The sequence below is a fragment of the Siminovitchia acidinfaciens genome (assembly GCF_003605385.1).
GTDB lineage: Bacteria > Bacillota > Bacilli > Bacillales > Bacillaceae_C > Siminovitchia > Siminovitchia acidinfaciens.
Genome location: NZ_QYTV02000003.1, coordinates 284,416 through 300,267 on the forward strand (window position 1 = coordinate 284,416; position 15,852 = coordinate 300,267).

Sequence of the window (15,852 nt, forward strand, 5' to 3'; positions counted from 1 at the left end):
GAGATGCCCAAAGCCCGTGAGGCGAATCAGATCATCGGAGTGCTGCCGGGAATTATCATCTGCTTGGCGGTGATGATAATTGGCTTATATGCAGCAGATCTGATAGGTGAACTGATCGTCGCTTTGCGTCTCCTTCCAGCAGGCAGCACAAGCCCCGTCTCAGGAATATTTGTGGCTATCCTACTTGGAATTCTTATTAGAAATACAGCTGGCCTGCACTCTGTATTTATGCAAGGAATATCCTTTTCTGTTAAATATGCATTAAGGGCAGGAATTATTCTGCTTGGATTGCGTCTAAGTCTTGCTCAGGCATTGAAGCTTGGCGCGTGGGGGTTACCGCTCATCATTGCATGTATTTCGTGTGGATTAATTGTCACGTTATATTTCACTAAGAAAATGAATCAATCAAAACGTCTGGGAACTTTAATTGCCTGTGGTACCGGGATTTGCGGAGTAACAGCGATCATGGCGACATCGCCTGTCCTGAAGGCGAAGGATGATGAAATTTCATATGCAGTGGCAAACATAACCATATTCGGCTTGATTGGAATGCTATTTTACCCTTACTTGGCCAATACTTTTTTTGGAAGTGACCCGGTCAAAGCGGGCCTGTTTTTGGGAACTGCCATTCATGATACCGCGCAAGTTGCTGGATCGGCGCTTATTTACAATCAAATATACGATATGGAAAAAGTTGTTGATATTGCCACCATAACAAAGCTTACAAGAAATTTGTTCATCATTGCGGTCATCCCGCTCGTTTCATATTTGTTTTTTAAAAATGCGGGCGATGAAGCAGGCGAAGAAAATTATGAAATGCCGAAATGGTACAAACTTATTCCGCTATTTGTCATCGGTTTTTTATTAATGGCCTTAACAAGAACAATTGGAGACTTTACATCCTTAAAGAACGAGTTGGCATTCGGGTTGTTTTCACCAGTCAGTTGGGAAGCATTTCATAACCAGTGGAGCAGTTTTGGTTCAACATATTTACTTGGGCTTGCCATGGCGGGTGTCGGACTTTCAACGAATTTTAAAATATTTAAGGGGCTTGGATTAAAGCCGTTTGGAATCGGATTGATTGCGGCATTGTCTGTTGGCGCTGTCAGCCTTATTCTTGTTTCTTTATTCGGGGGATTGATTGCGGCATGAGTCAATATTTTGTAATAAAAAAGAAATAAAAAAATGTGAAAAAAGTGGGTTATTTGAACAAGTTTTGGGTAATAGAATACTAACCATGACTGATTGCAATTTCTAGTAGTCATGTCAATCTCATTTTTCCCCCTTTTTTCGGAAGGCGTTATGCCTTCCTTTTTTTATGGAGGAAAAAAGAGGGACAGGATATCGGAGCTTCACAAATACTGGGTGTGAGGTAGCTTGGTGAGGTAACTCATTCAGTCATCGGCTTTGTTGAGAATGCTGAGGAATTAACTTTAAATATTTGTCTTGCACATACAGAAGGAGGATGTGTAAGCCTGTATTTTCTTAATTGTGATATAATTATGGCAGAGAAATGAGGAGTAAAGGGGATGATCGGGTTGGATTTGGGACTGAAAAATAAAAAGGCTCTTGTCATGGCTTCTAGCCAAGGTTTGGGAAGAGCCATCGCTGAACAGTTTGTTCTGGAAGGAACGGATGTCATGCTTGCCAGCCGGAATGAAGAGCAGCTGCAAAAGGTGGCAGAAGAGCTTAATAGTCTAGGAGGCGGACGAGCTGAATACATACGTTGTGATATCATGGATCCGGATGATATCAGCCAGGCTGTAAAACATACCGCTGACTCATTTGGAAGCATTGATATTTTGATAAATAATGCCGGCGGTCCGCCCGCGGGAGGATTTGAAGACTTTGAAGACGAAGAGTGGCAGCGTTCATTTGAACTCAATCTTTTATCGTATATCAGGATAATCAGGGCAGCCCTTCCGTTTTTGAAGCAAAAAGGTGGAAGGATTATTAATATCGCATCATCTTCCATAAGGGAACCTATTCCGGGATTGATTTTATCAAATACGTTAAGGTTAGGAATTGTCGGGCTTTCAAAAACGATTGCCGATGAGTTCGCCAAATATAACATTTTAGTTAATACCGTAGGGCCTGGAAGAATTGCCACCGAAAGAATAGAGCATCTCGATGAAAAGCGGGCACAAAGAGAGGATATTTCGGTAGAAGAGATCAGAGCCCGTTCAGCGGAGAGCATACCGCTTGGAAGGGACGGCAAGCCTGAAGAGTTTGCTAAAATTGTTGTTTTCCTTGCTTCCGAAGGAAATACATATATGACTGGAAGTACGTTTGTTGTAGATGGCGGAAAGTTACGATCCATTTAGGGGGAGGAACTGAAATGAGGGAAAAGATCGGATTTATTGGAATCGGAGTCATGGGGAAATCGATGGTCCGCAATTTGATGAAAGAGGGTTTTCCCGTTGTTGTTTATACGCGTACTAAGGAGAAGGCCGCTGATTTGGTGAATGAAGGGGCTGGATGGAAAGATTCACCTAAGGATGTAGCGGAATCTGCCGACATCATTATAACGATGGTAGGATATCCGTATGATGTAGAGAATGTCTATTTTGGCGAGGGTGGAATTTTTTCTGGCGTGAGCAAAGGTAAGACTGTCATTGATATGACGACTTCAACCCCGACTCTGGCAAAAAAAATCTTTACGGAAGCGAGAAAGCTTGAAATTGCTGCTTTGGATGCCCCGGTATCAGGTGGGGATATAGGTGCCAAAAATGGAACTCTCTCGATTATGGTCGGTGGAAATGAACAGGATTTTAATAAGGTTCAGCCAATATTATCTGTGCTTGGAAACAACATCGTGTTCCAAGGTGAAGCTGGAGCAGGACAGCATACGAAGATGTGTAATCAAATAGCAATTGCATCTAATATGATCGGAGTGACGGAGGCTCTTGTCTATGCCCGAAAGGCGGGGCTTGATCCTGAGAAAATGCTAACCTCGATCAGTACTGGTGCAGCAGGAAGCTGGTCTTTGTCTAATTTGATCCCAAGGGTCTTAAAGGAAGATTACACACCAGGATTTTTTATCAAACACTTTATCAAGGACATGGGAATTGCGCTTGATGAAGCCAAGAGAATGGAATTGGAACTGCCGGGACTAGAGCTTGCTGAGCGAATGTACAAAACACTGGCAAAAAAGGGCGAGGAAAACAGCGGTACGCAGGCATTGGTAAAATATTGGGAATAAGAAAAGCGGAAGGCGGCTGCTAGGAGCGACAAGCACTGGAGGTTAAGTCAGTGAAGTCGCCCTTTGACTTCATTGACTTAACCGAAGTGACCTCGAGCTCCTGCCGCCTGCAGCTGGACAATAAGAAAAGCGGAAGCGCTCGTTAAGCGACGTATAGACTGGAGTGACTTCGACGAGATAAAGGATACACGGCGACGAAGGAGTCGATGTTGACTTATCGTAGGAGGAGGCGCGAAGTCTACTAGTCGCTGAGCGCTGTAGCTGGACAATAAGAAAAGCGGAAGCGCTCGTTAAGCGACGTATAGACTGGAGTGACACCGACGAAATCATGGGGTATATTCCGCGAAGGTCACGGATTCGTGCCCATTTTACCGCATCCACCCCTATTACCGTAATGAAGTGCAGGCAACGATCCCGAATTACCGTTTTGTCTTTCAGCACCGATAATGACCGAACAATATTTTTGTTAAGGTCTCAAATTCCGTTAAAATTCAATAAAGTCCGTCCAGAAAGTCCTTTCAAGGACCTTCTGGACGGACTTTGTTTTGTTTGTTGAAATTTAAAAAAAGCTGTCCCCCAATTTTTTGAATACTGGCTTTTGCTGCTTTCTTCTACTATTTTCATGTTTGGGTTCTTTGAGACCGGTATATTCCTGAAGGAGTTGTTTCGCAAAGCTTAGCGACATGCGAGTTTTTGGGTTGCGGGAATGTTGGTCAAGATGGCCTAGATGAGGTAATTGTTCAAAGTCTTCTTTTGTCGGCGGAATATGAAATGTGTATTCTCCGCATTTGACTAATACATCTGATTGCTGCTGGCTGAATCTTGGGTTTCTTGAAAAATGCAGTCCGGTTTTGGCTGCTTTCTCTTCCCTGATCATTTTTTCAAGCGCCTGTTTTTTCAGGCTGTACAGGAACTTTGGGTTAATGGCAGTTTTTGCGTGCCGATTGACCGTGAATATAGCCTGAGACAGGTTCTCAACAGTTGGTTCTAACGGGACTTTTCTTCTGACATCCGGATCCACAAATGAGTTCTCCTTTCTTTAATTGATTGAAATTACATATAATTATATCATCCTGAAAGCACAATGAAAAGCTTGCCAAGGTTCAAAGAGAATAATCACCCGAAATTTTACTTGAAAATGGTGCATGCCAGGTGTATATTTACTGTGTTAGTGCTTGAGGAATTTAAAATTACTTATTATCACATATCAATTTAAAATAGAAATCCCATAAGGAAGGGGATGCTGAAGTGAGAAAAAACAGGGACTATGAAGCTGTTTTCCTGCCTTCTAAATCAGGTGTCATCAAAATCTATATTTATGGATTCAAACCATATGGCTCATGGGGCAAGGTTTACACGAGCATGAACGGCGTTTCCGTCAATGTGAAGGGATACAATCGAAAGAAGACAATTGTCCGGTCAATAAAAAAACTGAATGAATCATTGTTAAATATTAAAGAAGATCAATAGGCGGGATACACCATTGGCGAAAGTATCTATGCCGCAAGGAAGCTTATTCAGGAACGGCTCAACATAAATTATGGAAGTCGAAGTTACTCACCCTGTTGCAAAGCATGTTTTCTTTAAAGGCTGAGAACTTCCTTTACAAATCTCCCGGTCTTGTGGGCCCGAGGATGTGCGGCTTGCACCTTCCTTAGGTAAGTTTTAAACCGCAGCCGGGAAAATGTTTTTAGGCAGGTTAATCCTGCCTTATTTTTTTGCGTTAATACCAATGCTTTCCATGAATGAAAAAACAATTTGCATTGTTCAAGGGGCTTCTTTTATAATAGGTGTGTCTTCCCAAAGAAAGGGGTAAAAACATGTCACAATTAATGGGTATTATTCAAAGATTGCAAACAATGCAAAGCATGGAGGGGCAAGAAGATGTCCCACAAAGACAATTCGAAGTGAATGGTAAAGTCATCTGCCAGGTGAAGTTCTTTTCAAGCACCGGAACATTCGAAGTGGAAGAATATGATAAGGATAACAATAAGCAGACATATCAGTTCGATGACATTGATGCTGCGGCGATAGAAATATTTGATATTATTCAAGAAGAAAAAACATATCGTTAGGATCTTCCTTCCGCTCGTTTCTTGCAGCGGAAGTCTTTTCACCTTTAAGGCCGTTTGGCCTTTATTTTATGAAGTGGTTTTTTCATAAACAGATTTGTTTCCCTTTTCTAAATTTATGGTAAAATGATATTAGAACGATTTCGCAAAGAGATGAGGGAGTTTAAAGATGATTTCCTTGAAAAGTCAGGCGTTTACAGAACCAAAGATTAGTGACTACATGATACCGTCTGAAAAAGTGGCCCATGTCCAAATAGGAAATAATTTAGAACATGCTTTGCTCGTTTTGACAAAGAGCGGCTATTCAGCCATACCGGTGCTTGATGCCCGTTTTAAGTTACATGGTTTGATCAGTTCAGCAATCATTACAGAATCAATCCTCGGATTGGAAAGGATTGAATTCGAAAAGCTTAGTGATAAAAAAGTTGAAGACGTCATGGCTGTAAATATTCCGAAAGTTATGCTCCATGATCATTTTAGGAAAGCGGTAGATCTGCTTATTGATCATCCTTTCGTTTGTGTTCTTGATGAAGAGGGATATTTTGAAGGCATTGTTACAAGAAGAGCACTTTTGAAAGAGCTGAAATTGCAACTTTAACGGAATTTTTTAAAAAGGCGGCTCCCTTGCTCGGGAGCCTGTTTTTGTTTTTTAGCACTATTAAATCTGACGCCAATAAAAAATCCTTTATTTGGGTTTGTCTCCGTCTCTCCAGCTTTTATCGACTAGCAGACTTAGTGACTAGTGTGCTCTAAGGCAAGTTTTTTCAGGAAGCTATGTCACCATGCCGCAAAGCTACAGGAAGCTTAGAAAAGGAAGCCATTTATATATGAAAAATCAACAAAAATCTGCTCCTACGCCATAGCTGAATTGGGGGAAGTTTCGTTCAGCTCGTCACAAAGCGCACAAAGCCATTTCAAGGAGCAACCCATGTAGCACGGCTCCGCCGGACAGGAGGTGCCCGCTTTGAGACCGCTAGCGATGTCGCCCCTACGTCTATCGAATAGCGGTTGCGCATTTGTCTAAAGGCAATCATATGTGAGGTGAACCATGAAGGGATCTGCTCTACATAAATATTCTGCTGTTACTTACCCGAAAATTAACCGTCTATGGGCTGCTCTAATACTGGGTTCTTTAACTGCATTTGGTCCTCTTGCTGTCGATATGTATTTACCGGCATTACCGAAGTTGGCCATAGATTTTCGGGCACAGACTTCTTTAGCACAGCTTAGCCTCACTGCTTTCTTGATCGGAATGGCGGTTGGCCAGCTTATCATGGGGCCCCTAAGCGACGCCCAAGGCCGAAAGAAACCGTTGATGGCTGGGTTGGCTATTTTTGCAATTGCTTCGTTGTTTTGTATGGCCATGCCGACAATATGGGGCTTAATTGCAATGAGATTTGTACAGGGTGCCTCGGCTGCAGCGGGAATTGTAATTGCTAGGGCGGTTGCACGGGATTTATATTCGGGCGTTGAACTTACGAAGTTTTTTGCTTTGTTAATGCTGGTCAATGGTGTCGCTCCGATTGCCGCGCCTATAGCCGGGGGACAGCTCCTCTCAATCATGCCGTGGCAAGGCATTTTTGGAGTCCTGGCTGTCATAGGCACCGTTATGGTGCTGGCTGTTCTGTGGGGCCTCCCTGAGACGTTACCAAAATCCAACCGCTCCGAGGGCGGCATCCTAAACATGCTAAAAGTTTTTTCTTTTCTTCTCAGAGATCAAGTGTTCATGGGTTATTGTTTGGCCCAAGGGTTTATCATGGCTGCCATGTTTGCATATATTGCGGGCTCACCGTTTTTGTTGCAGGAACACTTTAAGCTGTCTCCGCAAGCATTTAGTATCTTCTTTGCATTAAATGGTGCCGGCATTATTGCTGCAACTCAAATAACCGGCCGGCTTGCTGGTAGGATTCACGAAAAAAAGTTGTTAATGAGCGGCTTGTATATGGCTGTTGTCAGCAGTGGGATACTTTTTCTGATGCTTTTAGTCAATGCCGATTTGCTATTTGTATTAATCCCGCTCTTTTTTTCAGTTTCAAGTGTTGGAGTTGTCGGTACAACCACTTTTTCACTTGCAATGGGTGATAAAGGGAAAATTGCCGGGAGTGCGGCTGCTTTGCACGGTCTTATGCCGCATGTATTTGGAGCGGCAGCTGCGCCGTTAGCCGGTCTTGGAAGCGGAAGCATTTTGTCAATGGGGATTGTAATGTTCTGCTGCCATGCATCTGCATTATTCTTTTATTGCCTTCTTAACTCGAAAAAGTAAAAAGAATTTTAGTTTGAAATTGTAAAAAATTATGTTGTGAAACCTTATCTATCATACTTATGCTACACCTAGCTCCGATGGACAGGATGGTCCTAGTTCCACCGACGCACAGGAAGTGGTAGTTCATGCGAAGCGACAGGATGTGGCGTCCTGAGGCGGCGGCGACGCGCAGGACGCGCTAGTGCCACCGAAGCGACAGGATGTCGCGGTCTGAGGCGGCCAGGCGCCATCGGCTCGAGGTCACAAGTTGCAAGGAAGCTAATTCAGGATGAATGTGCTCTTGCACCATAGCTTTTTCGAGGAAGCCTTGTTCGGCCCGTCGCAAAGTCGCCTGAAGCATACTCAAAGATGTTTCTCACGATGTAATCAGTTAAGCAGTTTTGCTGTGGTGGCAGAAGAACTGCCTCCTAACAATTTGACTTGTGCTTGTCGCCTAAGGCTGCGTACCTAGCGCTTTTTTATAGAAAAAGGGAGATGGAACGATGGGTGAAATGGTCAGAAATATTCCGAAACAGACAAAGCGCCCATATGTACTTGCCGCTGTCATGCTGGTCATGTTTATTGGAGCCGTTGAAGCGACAATCGTAGCCACAGCAATGCCGGCTATTATTGGTGACCTTGGAGGATTTGCGCATTACAGTTGGGTTTTCTCAGCTTATTTATTGATGAACACGATCACGGTCCTGATTTACGGTAAACTCTCAGATTTGTATGGAAGAAAGCCGATTTTAACAGTAGGGGTTAGTATTTTTCTAATTGGGTCTTTTTTATGTGGCCTTTCCGCCTCTATGGAACAACTCATCGTTTTCAGGCTTATCCAAGGAATAGGTGCAGGTGCCGTGATGCCAATTGCCACTACCATTGTGGGAGATATTTATACTGGCGAGGAACGGGCAAATGTACAAGGGTATCTTTCCAGTGTATGGGGCATTTCAGCGGTAATGGGTCCCGCTGTTGGTGGTCTCCTGGTGGAATACGTAAGCTGGCGATGGGTTTTTTGGGTCAGTATTCCTTTAGGCGTCCTTTCCATAATAGGCATTTGGTTGTTTTTACATGAAACCGTTGAGAAGAAGAAGCCGGATATTGATTACGCTGGTGCTAGCCTGCTGACTATTGCCATTTCATCGCTTATGGTCATATTAGTAGAAGGGGGTGTCCGCTTTTCCTGGACATCCCCCCAGGTGATAACACTTGCACTGATTGGCGTAAGTACGTTATTACTGTTTATATCTCAAGAAAAAAGGGCCTCTGAGCCGATGGTGCCTCTCGAAATTTGGAAGCTGCGGCCAATTTTGATTGCCAACCTGGTGTCTTTTACGACAGGATTAATGCTCATAGGGATTTCAAGTTTTTTACCTGCTTATGTTCAGGGCGTTATGGAAAAGAGTGCAACGATTGCCGGATTTACATTGACAGCGATGTCCATTGGCTGGCCATTGGCTTCAACAGCTGCCGGCAAGTTGATCATAAAGATCGGCTACCGTACCACTTCATTAATCGGTGGTATTTTCCTTGTAATCGGTGGCGGACTGTTCGTTTCTATTGTACCTTCTGCCGGTCCGATGGGAGCAGCTTTCTCATCGTTTTGCGTTGGTGTAGGAATGGGGCTGACCAGCACTTCGTTTATTGTCCTGATTCAAGGGTCAGTCAATTGGAAGCAGCGAGGAATAACAACTGCCACTAATATGTTTATGAGGAACCTGGGCAATACTGTAGGTGCAGCTCTGCTCGGGGGGATATTGAACGGCCAGATTCTACGATATTTCGCGGAGCATGGAGGGAAGGCAGGTCAAAATCTTACGCTAGATTCAACGAATATGCTTCTGACAGCTGAACATCGATCTCAACTGAGTGCTTCAGTTAAGATGCTCCTGCAGGAGGGATTGTCACATTCATTACACACAGTTTATATTGCCGTCCTCGTTTTCGGCATCATAAGTCTCCTTTTGGTTCTTCTCCTGCCCAAAAGAAGTAATACCACAGCCTGAGAGAGGGTTTTCTATGTCCAACACAGATTTACGTTTTTTAACCGTGCTCGCTGAGGAAATGAATATGCGAAAAGCCGCAGATAAACTTTTTGTTTCTCAACCAGCATTATCACAGCGGCTTCAAAATATTGAAAAGCAATGGGGTACGAAGCTCTTTATCCGCTCACAAAAAGGTTTAATACTTACTCCGTCAGGAGAGATTGTTGTTAAATTCGCCAAAGAAATGCTGGAAAAGGAAGAAAAAGTGGTTGAGGAAATTCAGGCCCTTGAAACGCATGTACACGGTACTCTGAAAATTGCCTGCGCAACAATTGTTGGCCAAAATTGGCTGCCAAAAGTATTGAAAAAGTTTGTAAGCTTATATCCTAATGCAAAGATATCCCTAATTACCGGCTGGAGCAGTGAAATATTAAAAGCACTATATGGAGGAGAAGTCCATATTGGCATCATCAGAGGAACAGCTGACTGGAAAAGTGCAAAGTATCACCTGTTCGAAGACAGTTTATATTTGGTGGACAGAGAGATCGAAAGGATTGAAGACGTACTTCAGACCGATCGCCCTTTTATCCAGTTTAAAAGTGATTCGAATTATTATCAGGAAATTCAGGATTGGTGGCGCCGTCAATTTCAAACGGCACCGAAAAGAACAATAGTTGTTGATCAGATCGAGACGTGCAAGCAGATGGCCCATAACGGAATCGGGTATGCGATTTTACCTGCCATCACACTGAATGGTGCGGAAAAAAATATGCATCAGATTCCCTTGCTTGATGAAAGGGGTTCTCCGATCAAACGTGACACATGGCTGCTCGGATATGATTCTGCATTTGAACTGCGTCAGGTTCAGGCATTTCTTGATGTTATCCGTGAATACAATACTGAGCATCCGGAATAGTGAATGGGATTTTAGCCGCTCTTTAAATGGGCGGCTAAATTATTGGGAAAATGCAGTCTTCACATGGTTTATCGCTTAATGTAGAGCATTTTGTTTTGTTGTCGATATGAGTCATGATAGACTGATTGGTAGGAATATTTATCCGGATTAGTGGAATAGATAATAGAGTGAAAAAAGCAAGCGGATTAATTAGTAATAGTTTTTTATTTACATTTATTATAATTAATGTTGACTTGATACTCTGAATATCCTATAATAACAATTGTGATAAGGTTACGCACTGAGAATATACATATGTTTTTCTCAGTTGAATTTTATATTATTTACGGAGGGATTTATTGTGGCAGAACGTATGGTAGGTAAACAAGCACCAAGATTTGAAATGGAAGCAGTAATGCCAAATAAAGAATTTGGTAAGGTTAGTCTTGAAGAAAACATGAAAAACGACAAATGGACAGTTCTTTTCTTCTATCCAATGGACTTCACATTTGTTTGTCCAACAGAAATTACGGCTCTTTCTGACCGTTATGATGAGTTTGAAGATTTGGATGCTGAAGTAATCGGTGTTTCCACTGATACAATCCACACTCACTTGGCTTGGATCAACACTGACCGTACAGACAATGGTCTCGGAGATTTGAAATACCCGCTTGCTGCAGACACAAACCATGTTGTTTCCCGTGACTACGGAGTGCTTATCGAAGAAGAAGGTATCGCACTTCGCGGATTATATATCATCAATCCAGAAGGCGAATTGATGTACTCTGTTGTTAACCACAACAACATCGGCCGTGACGTTGATGAAACTCTTCGTGTACTTCAAGCGTTGCAAACTGGCGGACTCTGCCCTGCAAACTGGAGACCTGGCCAAAAAACATTGAACGTTTAATTAGAAAAGCGAAGGGCTGATGCCCGCAGCTGGACAATAAATAGGACAGGCACTTATTGTGTCTGTCTTTCCCATATCTGGGTAAAATTTTTCCAAAGAAGAGAGGGATCGCTTTATGAAATTGCGTGAACCTATGCCTGAACTTGAAGGTGCAACCGAATGGCTTAATGGCCAGCTGACAAAAGCAGACTTGGTGGGAGAGAAACCGACATTGATCCACTACTGGTCCATCAGCTGTCATCTATGTAAAGAGGCCATGCCTCAGGTCAACGAATTCCGTGATGCATATAAGGATAAATTGAATGTTATCGCTGTTCATATGCCAAGATCGGAAAAGGACTTGGACATAGACGAGATCAAAAAAGTTGCAGATGAGCACGATATCACACAGCCAATCTTTGTCGACAGCGAATTAAAGCTGGCAGACGCTTTCCAGAATGAATATGTGCCTGCTTATTACGTATTTGATAAAGATGGGCAATTACGCCATTTCCAAGCAGGAGGCGGCGGAATGAAAATGCTTGAAAAACGCGTGAACCGTGTGTTGGGCGAATTGGAGAAAAAAGAATAAGAAAAATAAAAAGGCGCTTTGGATGAAAGGCGTCTTTTTTGTTTTTTTGAACAGATGCGTAAGCGCCTGTTCATCGACGTACAGACTGATCAGAAAAGCGGAAGCAGGCAGTTTAGGATGACAAGCGCCTGCCGCCTCAAAACGGCGCATCCTGTGGCTTCGGTGGCAATTGTTAGACTCAGAGCAGCGACGTCCTGTCGCTGCCTGCACTAGCAATTCCTATGCACATTGGTGCACTAGGACCCCTGTCCGTCGGAGCTAGACTTAGAATAATCCGATTAACAAGTTATCCGCAAACGTGGAACTTTATAGTACAAAATAAAACCGGGCTATGATGCCCGGCTTTTTTATTGGGAAACACACTCTGCTTCTATAATTCTTTCTGGGTGTGAATATATATTTAATTGGTTTTTCCTTGCGAATCCTATCGCAGTAATCCCTAAATCATTAGCTAAATCGATCCCCAGTGTAGTGGGGGCCGATTTGGAAATTAATATGCCTGCCCCAATTTTTGCTACCTTCAGAACGACTTCGGATGAGATCCGTCCGCTGAAAACAATCACTTTATCTTTTAAGGATATTTTATTCATGATGCAATGGCCGAATATTTTATCGAGTGCATTGTGACGGCCGATGTCCGAATAGCTGAAAAGCAGTTCATCCTCTGTACATAATGCAGCGTTATGTACTCCGCCTGTCCGTTGGAATTCTTCGGAGCTGTCCTGCATTTGTTGCATCAGCTCCAAACATTGGCCTGCTGATATTTTTTTCCTGGTCATGATTGTTTTTGCCGTTTTGGCATCGTTATAGAAATAAAACTGGCGGCTTTTACCGCAGCATGAGCCGATCATTCGCTTTGAATAAAATTCCTTGCTGATTACTTGCTTCATTTTCAGTTCCACGTAGGCAAAACCCTGATGATGATCGATATTGAAGGCAGAAATATCTTCCATGCTTCTGATCATGCCTTCAGATGCCAAAAAACCGATAACAAGCTCTTTCAAATTTGACGGAGTACATACGACCGTGGCAAATTCTTCGTTGTCTAAATATATAGTAAGAGGGAATTCCACAGCGGCCTGATCCTCTATTTCTGTAAGTGATCCTCCTGTGTATCGCAATACTTGCAGACGGTCCCCGACAATAGATTCCATATTACCACCTTCTTAGCTAATTTCTTGTTCCAGGTCATCAACTCTCTCTTCCAAATACTTTATGTCTTTCTGGGCATTGTAAGTGTCCGCTTTTTCCACAACAACCCCAATATTATATTCGGGTATTCCTGCGAATTGTTCGTAGATGCCTTTTTGCAGCAATACATTGCCTTCGGGCCAGTATACGGAAATATTGCCTCTTCTTGTATCGGCAAACTTCGCTTTTCCTTGGAAGGTTCCATACCGATTATATACGACAATCGCATCTCCATCCAATATTCCAAGTTCTTTGGCATCTTCCGCATGTATCAAGACATCATATCTGTCTGCAGCATTAAACGGATCCTTCTCACTGTATATCATCGAGTTGAATTGCTTGCCTCTCCTTGTCGTGACATAGAAATGTCCTTCAGGCTTACGCAGTTCGGGAAGCTCGATGGGAAGCAGGTTGGCTTTTCCGTCTTCTGTCGGAAAGTTACCGTCCTCGCAAAGCCATGCTCCGCCCCATTGGAATACATCACCCTGGTTTTTCAAATGCTGGATGCCGTCATAATTTGGATTGGCAACAGCAATTTCCTCTCTAATCTGTTCGGCTTCTATAAAATTCATCAGATCCTTTTCCTCAGGTTTGATCCGAGCAGCCAAATCTACATAAATCTCCCACTCAGAGCGGGCTTCTTCTATTCTTGGCCCTTTGATTTCTGGTGAAAAATAGACCATCCGTTCAGTTGAGGTGGAAGTTCCGCCGCCGCGCTGTTCGTATCTTGTCTGGGCCGGCAGGACAATCACTTCCTCTTTGGCGTCCACAAGAGTGGATGTATTCAAAATGATGTCCTGGTGGACCCTTAGGTCGACACTGCTCAGACATTGTTCCATAAATGCCGGATCGGGCATCGTTTCAAGGAAGTTCCCGCCTGATGTATAAAAAACCTTCAACTTTTTTTCGTGGTTTTCAGGAAGTACGGCATTTTCCAGTGAAACGCCCACAATATCTCCTTGCCACTTTGGTATGTCAAATCCCCATACCTTTTCCATCCGCTCTATGTTTTCCTGTTCGAAATCTCCTCCAGGAAGAACAAATGGATCGGCACCCATTTCACCGGAACCCTGAACACCTGAGTGACCCCTTATCGGCATGACCCCGCAATGTTCCCTCCCGATAAACCCTCTTAAAATTGCCAGGTTGGCGACCTGGGAAATGTTATCGGTTCCAAACCGGTGCTGGGTTAGGCCCATTGACCAGACGAAAACTCCGCTCTTTGCATTTGCCAGGAGCTCGGCAAACTCTAGCGTTCTATCTTTCGTAATTCCTGATGATTTTTCAAGCTGCTCCCAGCTTTGTTCCTGTACATGTTTTTTCAAATCCTCAAAGCCATTAGCATGTTGTCCAATAAAATCATGATTAATCGCCGAACCTGGATTCTTTTCTTCCATTTCAAACCAATGTTTCATGATGCCATTCATGAAGGCGATATCTCCGCCGATATTTACTTGGTAAACATCATCTGCAATCTTTGTGCCGAACAGGGCGGATTCGGCTATTGAAGGAACCCAGTACCCTTCCATTGCCGGCTCTTTATAAGGGTTGATGCAGATAACTTTGGTGCCTTTTCTTTTTGCTGCGTACATGTATTTAGTTGATACAGGCTGATTATTTGCCGCGACAGAGCCCCAGAAGATGAGGACATCAGTGCCGATCCAGTCCTTGTAATTGCAGCTGGATGCTCCAATTCCAAGTGATCTTTTCAATGCTGTTTTACTCGGCGAGTGGCAGATTCTTGATGCATTATCGATATTGTTTGTACCGATGAACCTGGCAAATTTTCCAGCTGTATAATATACTTCATTCGTAATTCCGCGGGCCGTCAAAAAGAGTGCCATTTGCTTCGGATTAATGGATTTTACCTTATTCGCCACCTTATCCAATGCTTCATCCCATGAAATTCTTCGGAACTTCTTTTCTCCGGGTTTGCGGGAAAGAGGGTAGGGGATGCGACCCAGCTTTCTCAATTCTGTGCTGTCCAGTTTTCTTAGTTCGTCGATATCTGAATGAAGAACTTCTTCTTTTATGGCAGGCATCGTATTCAGACGCAGAACATTTAAACGCGTCGTGCACAGGTGAGGACCCGCTAAAGTCTGGTCATAAAGGCCTGACACTCCGAGCGCACAACCATCGCAAACACCCTGTGTTAAAATTCGATAGGCATACGGCAGATTGTCGCTGTTTTCAATGACAACTTTCATTGTGTCACGGATATGCTTTGGTTTCACCTTTCCAATTCCGAAGGGAATAGGACTTACCCAATGTTTGGGATCCGGTTTTTTTGAAAGCTTAATAGGACCACTATGTTTTGTTTTTCCCAATTTTATTCTTCCTTTCTTTTATATATTAAGATTTATAAAACTATTTATTTCTATTTCCAGTTTCAGCGCCCAGCTCCCGAGTTCACAACATCAAGGGCAGTTTGTTCGAGGAAGGTTTTGGACATCATATCCAAGCTGCAAGAAGCTTACTCGAAGAGGATTTACATAAAGTTATTAAAGAACCACCTCGGAATCGTCTTGTTTGCCCCCGCTAAGCAAGGCACTTATTCTTTTCTAGAAAAAAAACCACCGCAAAAAAACGCCGAAAAGGCATTTTTGCGGTGGTTAGTCTTTAACAGGAACGCTGTCAAGTGCCAACTCACATTGGTTAATTATTTTAAGTAAAAGATACCATAACTTGTTATTGGAGTTTATTTAAAAACTATCTAACATCCAGCGACGCACAGGATGTGCTAGTGCAGGCGAGGCACCGAAGCTCTTGAGTTCACAAGCC

Annotated in this window: 14 protein-coding genes; 11 read left to right on the forward strand and 3 right to left on the reverse strand. The window is 43.3% G+C overall.

What is annotated here, in order from left to right:
• Positions 1 to 3: 3 nt before the first annotated feature.
• From D4T97_RS08690 to D4T97_RS08700, 3 genes are all read left to right on the forward strand, one after another.
• The gene (locus D4T97_RS08690; protein WP_126050255.1) at positions 4 to 1,152 is read left to right on the forward strand and encodes a YeiH family protein; all 1,149 of its coding nucleotides are present in this window, start codon (positions 4 to 6) and stop codon (positions 1,150 to 1,152) included.
• Between the two features lie 386 nt (positions 1,153 to 1,538).
• Positions 1,539 to 2,324: an SDR family oxidoreductase gene (locus D4T97_RS08695; RefSeq protein ID WP_126050257.1), complete on the forward strand. Its 786-nt coding sequence runs from the start codon at positions 1,539 to 1,541 to the stop codon at positions 2,322 to 2,324.
• Positions 2,325 to 2,338: 14 nt separating this feature from the next.
• Positions 2,339 to 3,202 carry an NAD(P)-dependent oxidoreductase gene (locus tag D4T97_RS08700; RefSeq protein ID WP_126049699.1) on the forward strand — a complete coding sequence of 288 codons (864 nt, stop codon included), beginning with the start codon at positions 2,339 to 2,341 and terminating at the stop codon, positions 3,200 to 3,202.
• A gap of 559 nt (positions 3,203 to 3,761) precedes the next feature.
• Here D4T97_RS08700 and D4T97_RS08705 read toward each other — a convergent pair.
• Entirely contained in the window at positions 3,762 to 4,223 is a 462-nt protein-coding gene (locus tag D4T97_RS08705) for a YkyB family protein (RefSeq protein WP_126049701.1), read from the reverse strand.
• 227 nt (positions 4,224 to 4,450) lie between these two features.
• Here D4T97_RS08705 and D4T97_RS08710 point away from each other — a divergent pair, with 227 nt between their 5' ends.
• The 8 genes from D4T97_RS08710 (at position 4,451) to D4T97_RS08745 (ending at position 11,880) form a co-directional block, all read left to right on the forward strand.
• Complete coding sequence (locus D4T97_RS08710; protein ID WP_126049703.1) at positions 4,451 to 4,672, forward strand: hypothetical protein; 222 nt, start codon at positions 4,451 to 4,453, stop codon at positions 4,670 to 4,672.
• Positions 4,673 to 5,022: 350 nt separating this feature from the next.
• Positions 5,023 to 5,277 (forward strand): YkuJ family protein, encoded by a 255-nt coding sequence (locus D4T97_RS08715; protein WP_126049705.1) that lies wholly within the window; start codon positions 5,023 to 5,025, stop codon positions 5,275 to 5,277.
• Between the two features lie 166 nt (positions 5,278 to 5,443).
• Positions 5,444 to 5,872 carry a cyclic-di-AMP-binding protein CbpB gene (cbpB, locus tag D4T97_RS08720; protein WP_126049707.1) on the forward strand — a complete coding sequence of 143 codons (429 nt, stop codon included), beginning with the start codon at positions 5,444 to 5,446 and terminating at the stop codon, positions 5,870 to 5,872.
• A 450-nt stretch (positions 5,873 to 6,322) separates the two neighbouring features.
• Positions 6,323 to 7,537 (forward strand): multidrug effflux MFS transporter, encoded by a 1,215-nt coding sequence (locus D4T97_RS08725; protein WP_126049709.1) that lies wholly within the window; start codon positions 6,323 to 6,325, stop codon positions 7,535 to 7,537.
• Between the two features lie 482 nt (positions 7,538 to 8,019).
• Positions 8,020 to 9,525, forward strand: coding sequence for an MDR family MFS transporter (locus D4T97_RS08730; RefSeq protein WP_126049711.1), 1,506 nt, complete (start codon positions 8,020 to 8,022; stop codon positions 9,523 to 9,525).
• 13 nt (positions 9,526 to 9,538) lie between these two features.
• Positions 9,539 to 10,420, forward strand: coding sequence for a LysR family transcriptional regulator (locus D4T97_RS08735; protein WP_126049713.1), 882 nt, complete (start codon positions 9,539 to 9,541; stop codon positions 10,418 to 10,420).
• Between the two features lie 340 nt (positions 10,421 to 10,760).
• The gene (locus tag D4T97_RS08740) at positions 10,761 to 11,309 is read left to right on the forward strand and encodes a peroxiredoxin (protein WP_126049715.1); all 549 of its coding nucleotides are present in this window, start codon (positions 10,761 to 10,763) and stop codon (positions 11,307 to 11,309) included.
• Positions 11,310 to 11,424: 115 nt separating this feature from the next.
• Positions 11,425 to 11,880: a TlpA family protein disulfide reductase gene (locus tag D4T97_RS08745; protein ID WP_126049716.1), complete on the forward strand. Its 456-nt coding sequence runs from the start codon at positions 11,425 to 11,427 to the stop codon at positions 11,878 to 11,880.
• Positions 11,881 to 12,227: 347 nt separating this feature from the next.
• Here the strand turns inward: D4T97_RS08745 and fdhD are convergent, their stop codons facing one another.
• On the reverse strand, positions 12,228 to 13,034 hold the full coding sequence (gene fdhD / locus D4T97_RS08750) for a formate dehydrogenase accessory sulfurtransferase FdhD (RefSeq protein WP_126049718.1): 807 nt from the start codon (positions 13,032 to 13,034) through the stop codon (positions 12,228 to 12,230).
• A gap of 12 nt (positions 13,035 to 13,046) precedes the next feature.
• Positions 13,047 to 15,398 carry an FdhF/YdeP family oxidoreductase gene (locus D4T97_RS08755; protein WP_126049720.1) on the reverse strand — a complete coding sequence of 784 codons (2,352 nt, stop codon included), beginning with the start codon at positions 15,396 to 15,398 and terminating at the stop codon, positions 13,047 to 13,049.
• Positions 15,399 to 15,852 lie beyond the last annotated feature (454 nt).

Bases quoted from the DNA above. Each gene is read 5' to 3' on its own strand.
- fdhD (WP_126049718.1), bottom strand. From the start codon at position 13,034: ATGGAATCTATTGTCGGGGACCGTCTGCAAGTATTGCGATACACAGGA.
- D4T97_RS08700 (WP_126049699.1), top strand. From the start codon at position 2,339: ATGAGGGAAAAGATCGGATTTATTGGAATCGGAGTCATGGGGAAATCG.
- D4T97_RS08690 (WP_126050255.1), top strand. From the start codon at position 4: ATGCCCAAAGCCCGTGAGGCGAATCAGATCATCGGAGTGCTGCCGGGA.
- D4T97_RS08715 (WP_126049705.1), top strand. From the start codon at position 5,023: ATGTCACAATTAATGGGTATTATTCAAAGATTGCAAACAATGCAAAGC.
- D4T97_RS08725 (WP_126049709.1), top strand. From the start codon at position 6,323: ATGAAGGGATCTGCTCTACATAAATATTCTGCTGTTACTTACCCGAAA.
- D4T97_RS08730 (WP_126049711.1), top strand. From the start codon at position 8,020: ATGGGTGAAATGGTCAGAAATATTCCGAAACAGACAAAGCGCCCATAT.
- D4T97_RS08745 (WP_126049716.1), top strand. From the start codon at position 11,425: ATGAAATTGCGTGAACCTATGCCTGAACTTGAAGGTGCAACCGAATGG.
- cbpB (WP_126049707.1), top strand. From the start codon at position 5,444: ATGATTTCCTTGAAAAGTCAGGCGTTTACAGAACCAAAGATTAGTGAC.
- D4T97_RS08735 (WP_126049713.1), top strand. From the start codon at position 9,539: ATGTCCAACACAGATTTACGTTTTTTAACCGTGCTCGCTGAGGAAATG.